Origin of the sequence: Collimonas arenae, from assembly GCF_000786695.1 — a bacterium.
GTDB lineage: Bacteria > Pseudomonadota > Gammaproteobacteria > Burkholderiales > Burkholderiaceae_D > Collimonas > Collimonas arenae_A.
Map to the genome: position 1 here is coordinate 3,559,239 of NZ_CP009962.1, position 14,715 is coordinate 3,573,953.

General features: G+C 58.2%; 15 protein-coding genes and 1 pseudogene. 5 read left to right on the forward strand and 11 right to left on the reverse strand.

Annotated features, from left to right (window positions below; genetic code table 11):
• Window positions 1-275: 275 nt before the first annotated feature.
• From LT85_RS25485 to choX, 5 genes and pseudogenes are all read right to left on the reverse strand, one after another.
• Window positions 276-1,235, reverse strand: a pseudogene (locus LT85_RS25485) (formylglycine-generating enzyme family protein).
• Window positions 1,236-1,355: 120 nt separating this feature from the next.
• Entirely contained in the window at window positions 1,356-1,847 is a 492-nt protein-coding gene (locus LT85_RS15685) for a thioesterase family protein (RefSeq protein WP_052135239.1), read from the reverse strand.
• A gap of 1 nt (window position 1,848) precedes the next feature.
• The gene (locus LT85_RS15690) at window positions 1,849-2,808 is read right to left on the reverse strand and encodes an L-carnitine dehydrogenase (protein ID WP_038490452.1); all 960 of its coding nucleotides are present in this window, start codon (window positions 2,806-2,808) and stop codon (window positions 1,849-1,851) included.
• Between the two features lie 39 nt (window positions 2,809-2,847).
• Window positions 2,848-3,738, reverse strand: a complete 891-nt coding sequence (locus tag LT85_RS15695) for a 3-keto-5-aminohexanoate cleavage protein (protein ID WP_038490455.1) — start codon at window positions 3,736-3,738, stop codon at window positions 2,848-2,850.
• 43 nt (window positions 3,739-3,781) lie between these two features.
• Complete coding sequence (choX, locus tag LT85_RS15700; protein WP_156117671.1) at window positions 3,782-4,705, reverse strand: choline ABC transporter substrate-binding protein; 924 nt, start codon at window positions 4,703-4,705, stop codon at window positions 3,782-3,784.
• 215 nt (window positions 4,706-4,920) lie between these two features.
• Here choX and LT85_RS15705 point away from each other — a divergent pair, with 215 nt between their 5' ends.
• Together LT85_RS15705 and msrB are read left to right on the forward strand one after the other, a co-directional pair.
• The gene (locus tag LT85_RS15705; protein WP_038490459.1) at window positions 4,921-5,925 is read left to right on the forward strand and encodes a GlxA family transcriptional regulator; all 1,005 of its coding nucleotides are present in this window, start codon (window positions 4,921-4,923) and stop codon (window positions 5,923-5,925) included.
• 70 nt (window positions 5,926-5,995) lie between these two features.
• Window positions 5,996-6,484 carry a peptide-methionine (R)-S-oxide reductase MsrB gene (msrB, locus tag LT85_RS15710; RefSeq protein ID WP_216595016.1) on the forward strand — a complete coding sequence of 163 codons (489 nt, stop codon included), beginning with the start codon at window positions 5,996-5,998 and terminating at the stop codon, window positions 6,482-6,484.
• Between the two features lie 39 nt (window positions 6,485-6,523).
• Here the strand turns inward: msrB and LT85_RS15715 are convergent, their stop codons facing one another.
• The 5 genes from LT85_RS15715 to LT85_RS15735 form a co-directional block, all read right to left on the reverse strand.
• Window positions 6,524-7,432: a 23S rRNA (adenine(2030)-N(6))-methyltransferase RlmJ gene (locus tag LT85_RS15715; RefSeq protein ID WP_038490465.1), complete on the reverse strand. Its 909-nt coding sequence runs from the start codon at window positions 7,430-7,432 to the stop codon at window positions 6,524-6,526.
• A gap of 250 nt (window positions 7,433-7,682) precedes the next feature.
• Complete coding sequence (locus LT85_RS15720; protein WP_052135241.1) at window positions 7,683-8,222, reverse strand: hypothetical protein; 540 nt, start codon at window positions 8,220-8,222, stop codon at window positions 7,683-7,685.
• Window positions 8,222-8,476: a GlsB/YeaQ/YmgE family stress response membrane protein gene (locus LT85_RS15725; RefSeq protein ID WP_038490468.1), complete on the reverse strand. Its 255-nt coding sequence runs from the start codon at window positions 8,474-8,476 to the stop codon at window positions 8,222-8,224. The genes LT85_RS15720 and LT85_RS15725 overlap by 1 nt, the downstream gene beginning before the upstream one ends.
• A 350-nt stretch (window positions 8,477-8,826) precedes the next feature.
• Window positions 8,827-10,590, reverse strand: coding sequence for a ClcB-like voltage-gated chloride channel protein (locus LT85_RS15730; RefSeq protein ID WP_038490471.1), 1,764 nt, complete (start codon window positions 10,588-10,590; stop codon window positions 8,827-8,829).
• Window positions 10,591-10,655: 65 nt separating this feature from the next.
• A complete protein-coding gene (locus tag LT85_RS15735; protein ID WP_038490473.1) occupies window positions 10,656-11,033 on the reverse strand; it encodes a winged helix-turn-helix domain-containing protein in 378 nt (125 codons plus the stop codon).
• A 178-nt stretch (window positions 11,034-11,211) separates the two neighbouring features.
• Between LT85_RS15735 and modA the strand changes: the two genes are divergently transcribed.
• From modA to LT85_RS15750, 3 genes are all read left to right on the forward strand, one after another.
• Window positions 11,212-11,973: a molybdate ABC transporter substrate-binding protein gene (modA, locus tag LT85_RS15740; RefSeq protein WP_038490478.1), complete on the forward strand. Its 762-nt coding sequence runs from the start codon at window positions 11,212-11,214 to the stop codon at window positions 11,971-11,973.
• Window positions 11,974-12,047: 74 nt separating this feature from the next.
• Window positions 12,048-12,725: a molybdate ABC transporter permease subunit gene (gene modB / locus LT85_RS15745; RefSeq protein WP_038490479.1), complete on the forward strand. Its 678-nt coding sequence runs from the start codon at window positions 12,048-12,050 to the stop codon at window positions 12,723-12,725.
• Window positions 12,726-12,735: 10 nt separating this feature from the next.
• The gene (locus LT85_RS15750) at window positions 12,736-13,410 is read left to right on the forward strand and encodes an ABC transporter ATP-binding protein (RefSeq protein ID WP_038490481.1); all 675 of its coding nucleotides are present in this window, start codon (window positions 12,736-12,738) and stop codon (window positions 13,408-13,410) included.
• 116 nt (window positions 13,411-13,526) lie between these two features.
• Here LT85_RS15750 and LT85_RS15755 read toward each other — a convergent pair whose 3' ends face one another.
• The gene (locus LT85_RS15755; RefSeq protein ID WP_038490484.1) at window positions 13,527-14,615 is read right to left on the reverse strand and encodes a porin; all 1,089 of its coding nucleotides are present in this window, start codon (window positions 14,613-14,615) and stop codon (window positions 13,527-13,529) included.
• Window positions 14,616-14,715 lie beyond the last annotated feature (100 nt).

Below are 14,715 nucleotides of genomic sequence, written 5' to 3' on the forward strand. Positions count from 1 at the left end.
ATCAAATAGACAACACACCCGCATATTGCGTCTGGAAATCCGGGCGTGATTAAAACAGGATCCGCATTATCCGTCTAATCTTCTGTCGATACGTAAAAACTGCGCAATACCCTACATGTTGCACGGGCATTGACAAGGGAGAGATGGCGTTGGGGGCACATTGCAAAAAATACGCCCAGGAAACAGCAACGGAAATCTATCAGGGATGGCCAGCGCGAGGAAACGTAACTAGCCCCTGCCAACATGACAGGGGCTATTGGCAATAATGCTTGTACTTATTGCCCGATGGATACAGTAGGAGCAGTTGCTGCGGAGGCCACTACAGCGAGGCGGAACCCGACTTCATTCTTGCGGAATGCCGGCGGCGTCCGCAACCTGCGCGCGGAGCGCACGTATCGCGGACCAAAATCCCATGAACCGCCGCGCAACGCACGACCGGCGCACTGGCCGCCTGTGGCCGGTTTGCCATCGACAGGACTGGCGGCGTAGTTATCGGCATAGCAGTCGGATGTCCATTGCCAGACGTTCCCCAGCATGTCGTAGAGTCCAAATTGATTCGGCTTGAAGCTGGCGACCGGCGAAGTCTGCGCAAAATTATCCTGGCAATTGAACGGCACTTCCTTGCTGGCCGAGGAAACTGGCTTCCAGGACTGGTCAGCGACATTCGAAAACTGGCAGGCCATGACCGCATCGTCGCCCCAGTAGTGGGCCGATTTGGTGCCGGCGCGCGCGGCGTATTCCCATTCTGCTTCACTCAGGAGCCAGTAAGCTTTTTGCGTTTTGCCGCTTAACCAGGCTGCGTAGGCGGTAACGTCGGTCATGTTGACGCACACCACGGGATGGTTATCTTCTTGCACATAGCCCGGTTTGCGCCAGTTGCGGCTGGCTGCAACAGTCCAGGTTTCATTGACAAACACAGAGTGGGCGTTCTCCTAGGCGTAGCAGTCGCTATCTGCGTTGTAGCCGGTTTCTTTCACAAACTGGGCGAATTCGCCACGGGTAATGTCGCTTTGCCCGACCGCCAGTTGATAGGCGATAGTCACCGTGTGGACCGGGCCTTCGTTGCCAAAGCGGCCGGTTTCGCTGGCCTCAGATCCCATGCTGAACGATCCGGTCGGCAGCCACACCATTTTTGGACAGCCGTCTGTACAGTCCTGAAATACCGTACCGGGCTGGTTTGCCTGGTTATCGGCGTGCGCCAGATTAAAGAACAATACCAAAAACACTGCAAGCATCAAGCGCAAGGGCGATCTGATCGTCACGTCAACTCCGTTGTCGAAAATGCAGCAGTATAGCCCAACGGAAAGTATTCAATCGACCAAAAATGCATAAAATTAAAACATCACCTAAAAGCTTTACTTCATGCGAATCTGCCTGCTGGTGTATTGGGGCGATGGCAGTTGGCTAAGGACTGCAGATATCCCGTGCAAGCGCTGCGCAACCGCATCGGCAAAAGGCGTGGCTGCGGGGCCGCGCATATCGACGTGCAATAGCATCTGTTCGCTGGCAGCCAGCGCTTCCTCCGCATTTGCCAGATGCATGGAATGGTAGATCTGCAGGCGCTTGGCGTCGTGCGCCAGCAACCGGGTCTGCACCCTGACCAAGGCGCCGGCCTTCACTTCTTTCAAATAATTGATATGGCTTTCCAACGTGTACAAGGATGAACCGGAGCGCTGCCGTTCGGCCTCATCCAGGCCGATGTAATCCATCAGAGCATCGGTCGCAAAACTAAAAATCAACATGTAAAACGCATCGCGCAGATGGCCGTTATAGTCCACCCACTCCGGGCGCACCACATCGCAGTACAGTTGCAAGGAAGTGGAAGGAATCGGTTCTGCGTCAGCCATGTCATTCCCCGAATTGCAAGCCATGGCGCTCCTTGGCGTCCCTGACCGCATTCATCACGCTGATGATGCAATCGTCGCGATAGCGCTCCAGTTCCTTGATCGAGCGCTGGCCTTGCTGGATGCTGGCGCCATCGACCACTTTTTCGATCAACGCATCCGTCAGTTGCGGCGCCACCAGTTTCGTCCACGGCAACTCTAGCGCCGGCCCGAACTGCTGCATGAAGTGCCGCATGCCGGCATCGCCACCAGCCAGCGTGTAGGTCAGGAAAGTACCCATGAAAGACCAGCGGATGCCAGCGCCAAAGCGGATCGCGTCATCGATCTCGCCGGTAGTCGCTACGCCGTCGTTCACCAGATGCAAGGCTTCGCGCCAGACTGCCTCTAGCAAGCGGTCTGCAATAAACCCCGGCACTTCCTTGCGTACGTGCAGCGGCCGCATGCCGAGATTGCTATAGATTTTCAGCGCCGCGTCGATTGCTTGCGGCGTCGTCTTCTGGCCGCCCAGCACTTCCACCAGCGGCAACAGATACACCGGATTGAAGGGATGGCCGACGACACAGCGTTGCGGATTTTTGGCGTCGGCATAAAAGTCCGAGGGCAGCAAACCCGAGGTCGACGAGGCGATGATGGCGTCCGACTTGGCCGCGGCGCTGATCTTTGCATGCAGGTCGATTTTCAGCTCCATTCGTTCCGGCGCACTTTCCTGGACAAAATCGACATCCCGCACGCATTCCTCGACCGTCGCCACAAAACGCAGGCGAGCCAGCGAAGCGCCCGTGTGCAAGCCTTGCCGCTCCAGCGCAGGCCATGCATTCGCCAGCCTGTCCCGCAGTTGTTGCTCGGCGTTCGGCGCCGGATCCCAGGCCACCACGTCCAGGCCGTGCGCCAGCGCCCTGGCGACCCAACCGCTGCCGATGACGCCTACACCCAGCGCAGCAAAAATTTTGATATCAGTGATCATGGTTTTATCCCGTTGCTCCAATAGTCGATGGTGGCTAAGTTATCTGCGCTTGATCAAGCCGAGCTTTTTCCGCCCCTGCTCCGGTGTCAGGGTGTTGGCTCCCAGTTTGGCAACCAGGTCGACGGCGCGTTCGACCAGGCTGCCGTTGCTTGCGTAGACGCCCTTATCCAGCCACAGATTATCTTCCAGCCCGACCCGCACGTTGCCGCCCAGCAGAACCGCCTGCGCTACCATCGGCATCTGCATGCGGCCGATACCGAAACCGGCCCAGATCGCACCGGGCGGCATGTTGTCGACCATGGCTTTCATGGTGCCGGTATCGGCCGGCGCGCCCCATGGAATGCCAAGACAGAGCTGGAACAGGGGCATCTCGCCGAGCAAGCCTTCCTTGACCATTTGCTTGGCGAACCACAAATGGCCGGTATCGAATACTTCCAGCTCGGCTTTCACGCCCAGTTCCTGGATGCGCTTGGCGCCGGCCCGCAACTGGTTGGGCGTGGAAACGTAGATCTGATCGCCATCGCCGAAATTCAGCGTGCCGCAATCGAGGGTGCAGATTTCCGGTAGCAATTGCTCGATATGGATCAACCGTGTCAACCCGCCCACCAGATCGGTGCCGGGTCCGAAGCGCATCGGCTCTTCGCCAGGGCCGATCTCAAGGTCCCCTCCCATGCCGGCGGTCAGATTGAGGATCATGTCGACCCCGGAAGCGCGGATCCGATCCACTAATTCGTAGTACAGCTCTGGATCGCGGCTAGGCTTGCCGCTGGCGGGATCTCGCACATGGCAATGGACGACGGTGGCGCCAGCCTTGGCGGCCTCTACTGCGGCGGCGGCAATCTGTTGCGGCGTAACGGGGATAGCCGGATGGCGGCCAACAGTATCGCCGGCGCCGGTGACGGCGCAGGTGACAATGACTTCATTATTCATTGCGTGATTCCTTGATGGGGGTGGTGAGCGGCGCTGGCCGACCTTACATTGCCAAATGCTTTTTGACCTCCTGCAAACCGTCGCGACCGTCGAAAGTGCTAACCTCGGCAAGCCATTTCTCCAGCATCTGCGGATTTTTGCGGAGAAATTCCCTCGCGGTCGTGGCGGGATCCGTCTTGGCCATGATGGAAGCCATCAGGTGATTTTCAATATCGGTCGTGAACTGCAGGTTGGAGATCAGCTTGCCGGCGTTGGGGCAACGCACGAGATAGTCGTTCGCCACCAGCGTATGCACTTGCGCCGCGCCGGAGTTGACGCCAAAGACGCTGTCGCCGCCGGTGAGATAGGTCAGCTTCATCTGGATATTCATTGGATGCGGCTCCCAGGCGAAGAACACGATCCATTTATTCTGGCGCGCAGCGCGTTGCACCTCAGACAGCATGCCGGCCTCGCTCGATTGCACCAGCTTGAAGCCACCCAGGCCGAACAGGTTCTTGTCTATCATTGCCTGGATCTTGCTATTGGCGCTGCTGCCGGGCTCTATCCCGTATATCTTGCCGTCCAGTTGATCTTTATATTTGGCGATATCGTCTACGCTTTTCAGGCCGCCGTCGGCGACATAGCTTGGCGCCGCCAGCATGGTTCTGGCGCCCACCAGGTTCGGCTTGTCCAGCATGACAAAGCTACCGGCCTTGAGCAGCGGCTCGACACTCTGCGTCTGTATCGGGTCCCAGTAGCCGAGGGAGACGTCAAGCTGGTGATTCTTCAGGCCGACCAGCGAAATCGGCACGGAAACGTTGCGGGTAGTCGGCTTGTAGCCCAGGCTGTCGAACAACAGCGACGCCAGCGCCGTGGTCGCCGTGATATCGGTCCAGCCGATATCGGCGAAGCGCACCTGACGACAACTTTCCGGCTCTTGTGCATAAACCGGCGACGCCTGCAACGTTAGCAGGCAAAGCAAAACCATCACGCAACGTCTGCATAGAAATGAAATCATGTCTCCTCCTATATCTGCAGGACAGAATTTACCTGCGAGGGAAAAGCATGACTCGACCTATTACGACCTGTCCTTAGGCTGCGGCGACCTCGGTTCAGATATTTTTTCGTAATACGTACAGTTGGTCTATCATCCAACGAAGCCAACCGCCACCTTATACGCATAACACACGCATATACATACGCATGACATCCCTTCCCGGCCATGCTCCTGGTCAGATCGACTTTCTGCTATTGCCGGAGTGCTCCGTCATGGGCTTTGCCTCGGTGCTTGAACCCTTGCGCGTCGCCAATCGTTTCCTCGGCGATCGCTTTTCCGGCGTCCCGTATCGATGGCGGATTCTGAGCGTCGACGGCGGCCCGGTGCTGGCCAGCAATGGCATGTCGATTAATGCCGAGGCGGCATTTGACAGCGTTAAGCAAGTGGATACCCTGTTCATCGTCGCCGGTTTCAATCCGCTGGCTTACTATCACCCTGCAATCGGCGCCTGGCTGCGCAAGCTGGACCAGTCCGGCGCTACCTTGGGCGCCATCGATACCGGCTGCTTCCTGCTAGCCGAAGCCGGTTTGCTGCAACGGCAGAAAATCACGCTGCACTGGGAAGCCGCCGCCTCGTTCAAGGAGCGTTACCCTTCCCTTGGCATGACAGTGACCCAGGAGTTATTTGAGAATGAGCATCGGCGCCTGACTTGCGCTGGCGGTACCGCGGGCATCGACATGATGCTGGACTGGATCGCCCGTCAGCATGGCGCAGAACTGGCGACTGCCGTCTCGGAGCAATTCGTGATGAGCAAGATCCGCCGGCAATCCGATCATCAACGCATGCAGATCGGCGTGCGCTACGGCGTACACAACCTGAAAACAGTGCAAGTCATCAGCTTGATGGAAATGAACCTGGAAGAACCGCTCTCCACCGACCAACTGGCAGCGTCCATCGGCGTTACCCGGCGTCAGCTGGAGCGTCTGTTCAGTACCCACCTGCGTGTCACCCCGACCCACTTCTATCTTGGCCTGAGGCTTGAGCAGGCGCGCCAGCTATTGCAACAGAGCGAAATGAGCATTACTGCGGTGTGCGTCGCTTGCGGCTTCGAATCGCCCTCTTATTTTTCGCGCGCCTATCGCAACCGTTTCCAGCGCAGTCCCAAACAAGACCGTGCAGCCAAGCACAAATCAGCGCAAACTGTGAATTGAAACCAGCTGCATCCATGCTCGGGGTTTCTTCGTATATTGAATGTATGAAGCGATCTAAGGAGATATTGCCATGCTAACGCGACGCAACATGATATTCAGGGCCGGCAGGACTTTGCTGACAGGTGGATTACTTGCCGCACTGGGCTGGCGGGCGACGGCGGCGGCAACCTATGAAGTCATGCATACCGATGCTGAGTGGAAACATCTACTGAATCCGACCCAATATGCGATTTTGCGGCAAGAAGGCACCGAACGGCCGTTTTCCAGTCCGCTTGACCATGAAAAACGGGTTGGCACCTTTTCTTGCGCCGGCTGCGACCTCGCGGCCTTCTCCTCCAAGACCAAATTCGACAGCGGCACCGGCTGGCCCAGTTTCTGGCAGCCGCTGCCGAATGCCGTAGCCACCAGAACCGATAGCACGCTCGGCATGACCCGCACCGAGGTGCACTGTCGCCGCTGCGGCGGTCATCTGGGTCATGTATTTAACGATGGCCCGAAACCTACCGGCCTGCGCTACTGCATGAACGGTGCGGTCTTGAATTTCAAACCGGAAATCTGACGGCAAGGCCGTTACGGCCAATGCCTCCGGCTCTTGCCTTTATACGCGGCGGGTACCGGTATCGACCGCCTTGGTTTGTCCCGATTCCAGCGTAAAGCCGGCGCCGGAATCGGTGCCCATGACCTTGACCAGATAAGGCATCAATTCCTTGAGCATCGGCTCCAGTGTCCATGGAGGATTGATCACGAACATGCCGCTGCTGTGCAAGCCGAAGCCATCCGGCGACGGCGTCTTGACCGTCAACGTGACATTCAGCCAGCCATTCGCTTTCATGCGCTTGAGCTTGTCCGGCAGTTGCCGCGACTCCATGCGGTTCAGCACCGGATACCAGACGGCATAGGTGCCGGTGGAAAAGCGGACCAATGCATCTTCAATGGTGTTCTTGACGAGACGGTAATCGTCTTTCACCTCATACGGCGGATCGATCAGCACCAGGCCGCGGCGCGATGGCGGCGGCAACAAAGCCTTGAGGCCGAGGAAGCCGTCGCCCAGATGGATCATGACGCGCTTGCCGCGGCCATTGCCGCGCGGATTGCGTTCGGCTTCAAGACGGCGGAAATTGTCGGTCAGGATCTTGCCGTCGCTAGGATGCAATTCGAACAGACGCAAACGGTCCTGCTCGCGCATGACGGCATCAGCGCAATACGGCGAACCGGGATAGTAACGCAGCTTGCCATCCGGATTCAACTGCCTGACCACATCGACATATTCGGCCGCTGCAGGTGGCAGGTCCTTTCGGTCCCAGAGGCGGCTGATACCGCTCTCGAATTCGGCGTTTTTCGAGGCATAGCCGCCATCCAGTGCATACACGCCGGCGCCGGCGTGGGTATCGATGACCATGTAGGACGTATCCTTCTGGCCCAGGTAACGCAACAACTGGATGGTGACCAAGTGCTTCAGCACATCGGCGTGATTGCCGGCGTGGAAGGCATGGCGGTAACTCAACATAGGGGACTCTATCGTGGTGAAGTGTGTTGCCACACTCTACAGGCCGGCGGCCAAGCACGGTAAACATAAATGCAGGCCGGACTGACGGGTAGAAGTGCGGTAAAGCCGCTGGCGAAGCTGTAATAGCTGTAATTATTAGCGTTGCGCCGCGTAAACGACCAGCATTCTAACATTGCCGCATCCGATGACGAAGTTAGAAGCGTCTTGCACCCCGGATTGCCGCAAAACGACGCCGATGCCAAAAAGCCATCTATTCGTCGATGGATTGCACTTTCAACATCTGTTCGGCCACCTCGACACAAGCTTCAATGTGTTTGTTGCCTATCGCCCGGAAAGCAGAAAAACCGATCGCGGCCGATACCATCTGCCCGGCGATCGGCACCAGCCTGGTAGCATTTTTGGAAACGATCTTGACCCCGCTGCGTGTCAGTATTTTCAACAGCAGTTCACGCGTCACCACTCGCCCTACCAACGTACTGCCGAGGCCGACAATGGTACTGTAAGTGGCTACCCTGAGCTTGGGCTGCAGTTTTTCAATCTGCTGCGGCGTCAGGCCGAAGGCGGCGTTGATGTCTTCGATCAGGCGCGACAGCAGATGGATATCCACTGCGATATCGACGCCCATGACCGGCAAGGCGGAAGCGCCCGCCGACAGCAGCGCCCGCTTGGCCACCATCTGGCGACAGCGCAGGCGCACCGCGTGCAGTGCAGTTTCAGAAGCGGGGATGAGGACGCTCAAGCTCCCCGCTGTCTGCTTGGCGGGCTTGCGCCATGGCAGGCGTTCTAGCATCAGTTGGCCGCCTTACCTTTGACGAATCCATAAATCACCAGCAACACAAACGCGCCGACGATGGATCCGATAAACCCTGCGCCTTGGCCGGCGTGGTACCAGCCCAAGGCTTGGCCGACGTAACCGGCCAGGAACGAGCCCGCGATACCCAGCAAAGTCGTTACGATGAAACCCATGTTCTCACGTCCGGGATGGATCAGTTTAGCGATCACGCCGACGATGAAACCTACGATGATTGTCCCCAGAATTTCCATTGATGCTCCTCAAGGTTGATATGGGATACAAGCCAGCTACGCTAAGCGAATCTGCCAGCCCACCGCACAATATAGAGCAAAGCCTGGTCATCCGCAGCGATTGAGATGCAAACTTATGTGAAATGTTGGTAAAAAAATATTTTAAGAGGCTGTTGCAAACACAGATGGCTGGACGCTCCGACGAAGACAGTACGAGTAGTACGGCAAGGAGGGTGTAGCAGGGATTTCAGACGACACTTCGTCTGCTTGCGGAACGACCCGGGCTTGCTAGCCCGGGCGCGCCCTGCAGGGGCAACAACGCCAAGTGTGCTTGCAACAGCCTCTAAGTACCTGCTGCAAAGCCGTCCCTGCTACGCTCGCAATGCGTGCGAACGGTCCAGCCGGAAATACGCATCCAGTAACGATGTCTTGTAGACCGCTCCCAGCAGCTCAGGGTCTTCGTGGCTGCGCACTACCGGCAGCCGTTCGCCCTGATGGTCCAGGAACGATTGCAATGCGTCGCCGAGCGACATGTCCGGCGTCACAACATGCAAGAACTCACGCCGCACAAAATCCGCAGCCATCTTGGCTTCGGTGTCGGCCTTGTCCAGCAGGCAGGAAGTAATGTCTTGCAGCGCAACCACACCGCAATAGCGGTTGCGCGGATCGACGACATAAATATATTTCACCGGATATTTCAGGAACAGTCCGCTGATTTCGGCGAACGACGCCGTCAGCGGCAAGACGGTATCGGCCGGCCGGATCAGCTCGCTCATGTGGATGCCGCGCAGCCGCACCCGCTCTTGGGCATCGCGGTTGCGTTTGATGGTGATGTCGTACATGGAAGCGCCGTTAATGCTGCGCGCCACAAAATATGCCACTACGCAGGACAACATCAATGGCAATACCACCTGATAGCTCAAGGTCATCTCGAAAATCATCAGGATCGCCATCAACGGCGCACTGGTAGCCGCCGCCAGAAACGCGCCCATGCCCACCATGGCATACGCGAACGGCGCCGATGTCATCCCTGGCATCAGCGCGTGCAACACCTGTCCGAACAGATAACCGATGGCGGCGCCGACAAACAAGGTTGGCGTAAAGATACCGCCGACCGCGCCGGAACCGGTGGTGATGGATGTCGCCACCACCTTCAGTACCAACACCAGCAGCACGCTCCACCACAGCCATGGCGTATGCAGCAAGGAATTGACCACGCTATAGCCATTGCCCCAGACTTCCGGCATCCAGATCGAAATGAACCCGACCAGCAAACCGCCCACGCATAGCCGCAGCGGCAAAGGCAATGCCGTCTTGGTAAACGCTTGTTTGGAAAACGCCAGCAGGCGCAAGAATTGCGGGGCGGCGACGCCAGCCATGATCCCCAGCAGCACAAACCACAATATCTCCATCCCTGCGACCGGCGGGAACGGCGGCATCTCATAGGCCGGGTGATAGCCGGGCAGCTCGCGCATGGTGATGTTGGCCACCACCGAAGCCACCACTACCGGCCCGAAACTCTCCATCACAATCGCGCCCAGCACGATCTCTGTCACAAAAAACGCGCCGGCAATCGGCGCGTTATAGGCCGAGGTAATCCCCGCCGCCGCGCCGCACGCCACCAGCAAACGCAAGCGCGCCGGGCTGAAATGGGTAAACCGGCCGACCAGCGACGCCGCCAGCGCCGCCAGTTGCACCATCGGCCCTTCGCGCCCGATCGAACCGCCTGACACCACCGTCGCCAGCGAAGACAAGCTGCGCAGCAGACTCTCCCGCACCGGGATATTGCCATCGCCGATCGCTACCGCTTCCATGTAATCCGAGGTGGCGCTGGATGGCATGCGCTTCGCCCAAATCAGGATCGCGCCCGCCACCAAGCCGCCGCAGGCCGGCAACGCCAACCGCGCCCACCAAGGCAGACTCTTGGCCATGGCGACAAAGCTGCCGCTCTGGCCCGTCAGCAAATGCTGCAAACCGTAAATGCACTCGCGGAACAATATAGTGGCCAAAGCGCCCAAAAAGCCAACCACCGCGGCCCACAGCAGCATCGAATGGCTTTCTGAAAAATGGAACAGGCGCTGCAGGCGGATCCGGTATCTGAGGAGCGTGCTGCGAGATGTGCTACTTGAAAGCATGGTGTGTGATGGCAAAGTGGGCGTGATGGGGTGCTGTCTGTCGTTGGCAGTCGCTAGCAGTCGGCTTAGTGCTCTGGCGTAGGAGCAGGACTGCCCTGCGGCGCCATCAAGCCGGCAAAATACGCCATGTCGGCCGCCACTGCAGCCTCAGCCCTGGCCTGCATCGCCTGGTAATGTGCCAAGACTTCCTGTCCCGTCGCGGTCACCTGCGCCCCGCCGCCCTTGGCGCCGCCGGTTGCAGTCGCCACCAAAGGCTGCTTGAAACACTGGTTCATTGCCTCGACCAGCAACCAGGCGCGCCGGTAAGACATGCCGATTGCGCGCGCCGCCGCAGAAATTGAGCCGCTTTGCTGTATCGCCAGCAGCAGCGCCGCCTTGCCTGGACCGAAGGCGATGATCTCGCCTTGCAACACTCTGAGCCGTATCGATTTGGAATTTGCCATAGGCGGGATTGTAGCAAGGAGGTAGCTTGAATATGGATATTTTGTCGGCAACCATTCTCCGTAGAAAAGTGCATCCTGCCGACATACTACTTATACTAATTTGACAAGTTGACTAACGCTATATCCTGCCATATATTTCGCTTTCCATTTTGCCACTTTCCGCCCAGGAGATACTGCGATGTTGTGCCGCTTCAAACGCCTTGTTATAGCTAGCGCCTTTCCCCTTTTCCTGCTGACGCCGGCAGTCCATGCCGCCGACCTGGTGGTTTCGGCTGCGGCCAGCCTGACCAATGCCTTCAAGGAACTGGGCCAGTCTTTTGAAGCGCAAAATCCGGATACCAAGGTGCTGCTCAACTTCGCCGCTTCCGATGTCTTGCTACAGCAGATTATTAAGGGCGCGCCGGCCGACGTGTTTGCTTCGGCCGACCAGGAAGCCATGAACAAGGCCGAATCGGAAAAAGCGGTGCAACCTGCGAGCCGCAAGAATTTCGCAAACAACCAGATCGTGTTGATCGTGCCGGCTGACAGCACGCTGCCTATCGCACAATTGCAAGACCTGACCCTGCCCGCAGTAAAACGCGTGGCCTATGGCAATCCGGCGTCGGTGCCGGTCGGCCGCTATACCAAGGCGGCGCTGGAACATGTGAATTTATGGGATGCCGTATCGGCCAAGGGTGTGCCGGCGCAAAATGTGCGGCAAAGCCTGGATTACGTGGCGCGCGGCGAAGTCGAAGCCGGCTTTGTGTTTTCTACCGATGCCGCGATCATGCCCGACAAGGTGAAAGTCGCCTTGCGCGTGCCTTCGCAAACACCGGTGAGCTACCCGATCGCGGTAACCACCAATACCAAGCAGGCTGAGATGGCGGCCAAATTCGTCGCTTATGTTTTGTCACCCACCGGCCAGGCCACGCTGGCACGCTACGGCTTCTTGAAACCCTGATGACGCAGTGTTATCGTCGAGCCTTCCGACAGAGCATCCGGGGTAAGCACCAAGGTGAATAGAAAGCAGAAGTCATGAACAGCGGTGTCTGGGTAGCCCTTTTGCTGTCGTTGAAAGTCGCGGGCTGGGCCACCCTGCTCAATATGCTGTTCGGTGTTGCCGCGGCCTATGGTTTGTCGCGCTGGCGCTCGCCGGCACGCGATCTGGTCGATGCCGTCCTGACCTTGCCGCTGGTGCTGCCGCCGACCGTACTCGGCTACTATCTGCTGGTGCTGCTCGGACGCCGCGGCGTATTCGGCGCCTGGCTGGAGAAATGGGACATCGAGTTGGTTTTCACCTGGCAAGGCGCAGTGATCGCCGCCACCATCGTCGCCTTTCCGCTAGTTCTCAAATCCGCACGCGCAGCCTTCGAGAACGTCGATTCGCAATTGGAAAACGCCGCCCGCGTACTCGGCGTTTCAGAGGCCGGAGTGTTCTTTCGCGTCACCTTGCCGCTCGCCTCCAAAGGCATCCTGGCCGGCGTCTTGCTGGCCTTCGCCCGTGCGCTCGGCGAATTCGGCGCGACGCTGATGATCGCCGGCAACCTTCCCGGCCGCACCCAGACTTTGTCAGTGGCGATTTATGAAGCGGTGCAAGCCGGCGACGACCAGACTGCCAATCTGCTGGTGCTAATCACTTCCGCCACCTGCATCGTGGTGTTGCTGATCGCCGGCCGCCTGCTGCCGAAAAGCCAGCGCCGCCGAGAGTCATGAGGACTACGCCATGGCTATAGAAATCAACATCCGCAAGCACATGCAGGCCGACGACCGCGGCTTCAACCTGGATATCGCCTTGCGCACCGAGAGCAACCGAGTGGTGTTGTACGGTCCATCCGGCGCCGGCAAAAGTTTGACCTTGCGCGCGATTGCCGGCTTGCTGACGCCCGACGAGGGCGTGATACGCCTCAAGCAGAATATCCTGTTCGATAGCACGGCCAAGATCTGCCTGCCGCCACAACGGCGCAAAGTGGCTTATCTGTTTCAGGACTATGCCCTGTTTCCGCATCTTACCGTAGCGCAGAACGTCGCCTTCGGCCTGCGCTCGGGCAGCACCAACATGCGCCGTCCGCAGGAACATCCGGCGGTGCAGAAATGGCTGACCTCGTTCGAGTTGAGCGCCACCGCCAACAGCTATCCACACCAGCTTTCCGGTGGCCAGCGCCAGCGTGTGGCATTGGCGCGGGCGCTAGTGCTTGAGCCGGACATTCTGCTGCTGGATGAACCGTTTTCCGCGCTCGACCTGAGCTTGCGCGAAAAGATGCGCTACGAGTTATCGGAGCTGCAACACCGGCTCAACGTGCCCATGATGGTGATCACGCACGACCCAGCCGATCTCGCACTGCTGGGCGACGAGATATTCGAAATCCGCGACGGCAGCATCTCCAGGCCAACCGACTAGCAATCCCATAAAAAAAGCGCAGGACCGAATCGGTCCTGCGCTTTTTTCATCGTTCTATCACTTGTTCTATCACTTCCACGATCAGCCGCCGGCTACGGCAGCTGCGATTCCGCTATTTAGAAAATGTGACGGATACCAACGCCAACGCCAGTCACGCTATCCTTGCCAACCAGTTCCGACAAGGCAGCATCTTTAGCCTTGTTGTAGTCGACCGTACCGTACACCTGGGTACGTTTGGACAAGGCATATTCCGCCACGCCGACCAGCGCGTAACGACTGCCGTCGCCCAGGTTGCCGAGGGAAGCCACAGTGACGTTCTTGCTCTTGTCATAGTAGCCGGCTGCTGTCAGCGACCAGGCTGGAGTTGCTTGGAAAGTCGCGCCCAGGAAGTAAGCATTGTCCTGGCGCTGGACGCCGCCGATACCGCCGTTGATGGAAGCTGCACTGCCGCTCACGCCGAAATAAGCCGGTGTAGTGCCGGTGCTATCCTTGATGCGATAGTAGCCGCCGAACACCTTGGCTGCGCCGAATGCGTAGGAAGCGCTCAGGTTGTAAGTCGTGTCCTTCCAGTCGGTATTGGTCGGGCTGACGGTTTGCTGGTAGCCAGCGCCAACCGAGAAGCCGCCGATGGTGTACTGTCCGGTCGCGCCGATCTGGCTGCCTTGTTTGATCGATCCAGCCTTCTCACCCGCAGCGTAGCTCAGGCCACCGGCGAACCCGCCGAATGTGCCGTAGTACTTGATCATGTTGGAGTTGCGGATCAGGGTGGCGCCAGCCGGCATCCACGCGTTCTGGTCGTAATTGCCGACGGTCAGCGGATCGAAGTGATCAGCCATCAGGTCGAACAACGGAGTTTGTTGACGGCCCAGGGTGATGGAGCCGAAGCTGCCGGTCAAACCGACATACGATTGACGGCTGAACAAGACGCCGGAGCTGGACATGCTGCCGTTATCGGAATTGAAACCGTTTTCCAGACGGAAAATTGCTTTCAGGCCGCCGCCCAGATCTTCAGTACCCTTGAAACCCAGGCGGCTGTTGGAGATCGCGCCATTGGTGACCACAAAGTTTTTTTGTCCGGCGGCGTTGTCGCTGCTGATATAACGCAGGCTGGTATCGACGATACCGTAGATGGTGACACTAGTCTGCGCCATCGCGCCGCTACTAGCCAGGCCCGCCGCTACCAGCAACAAGGAATATTTTTTCATGCACGTCTCCATAGGATTAATCATTTTTAGAATTTTTACGACAGCGTCAGGATCACGGCATTGCCGTTGCCTACGCCGTCGCTTTACCGCTACTGCCTAC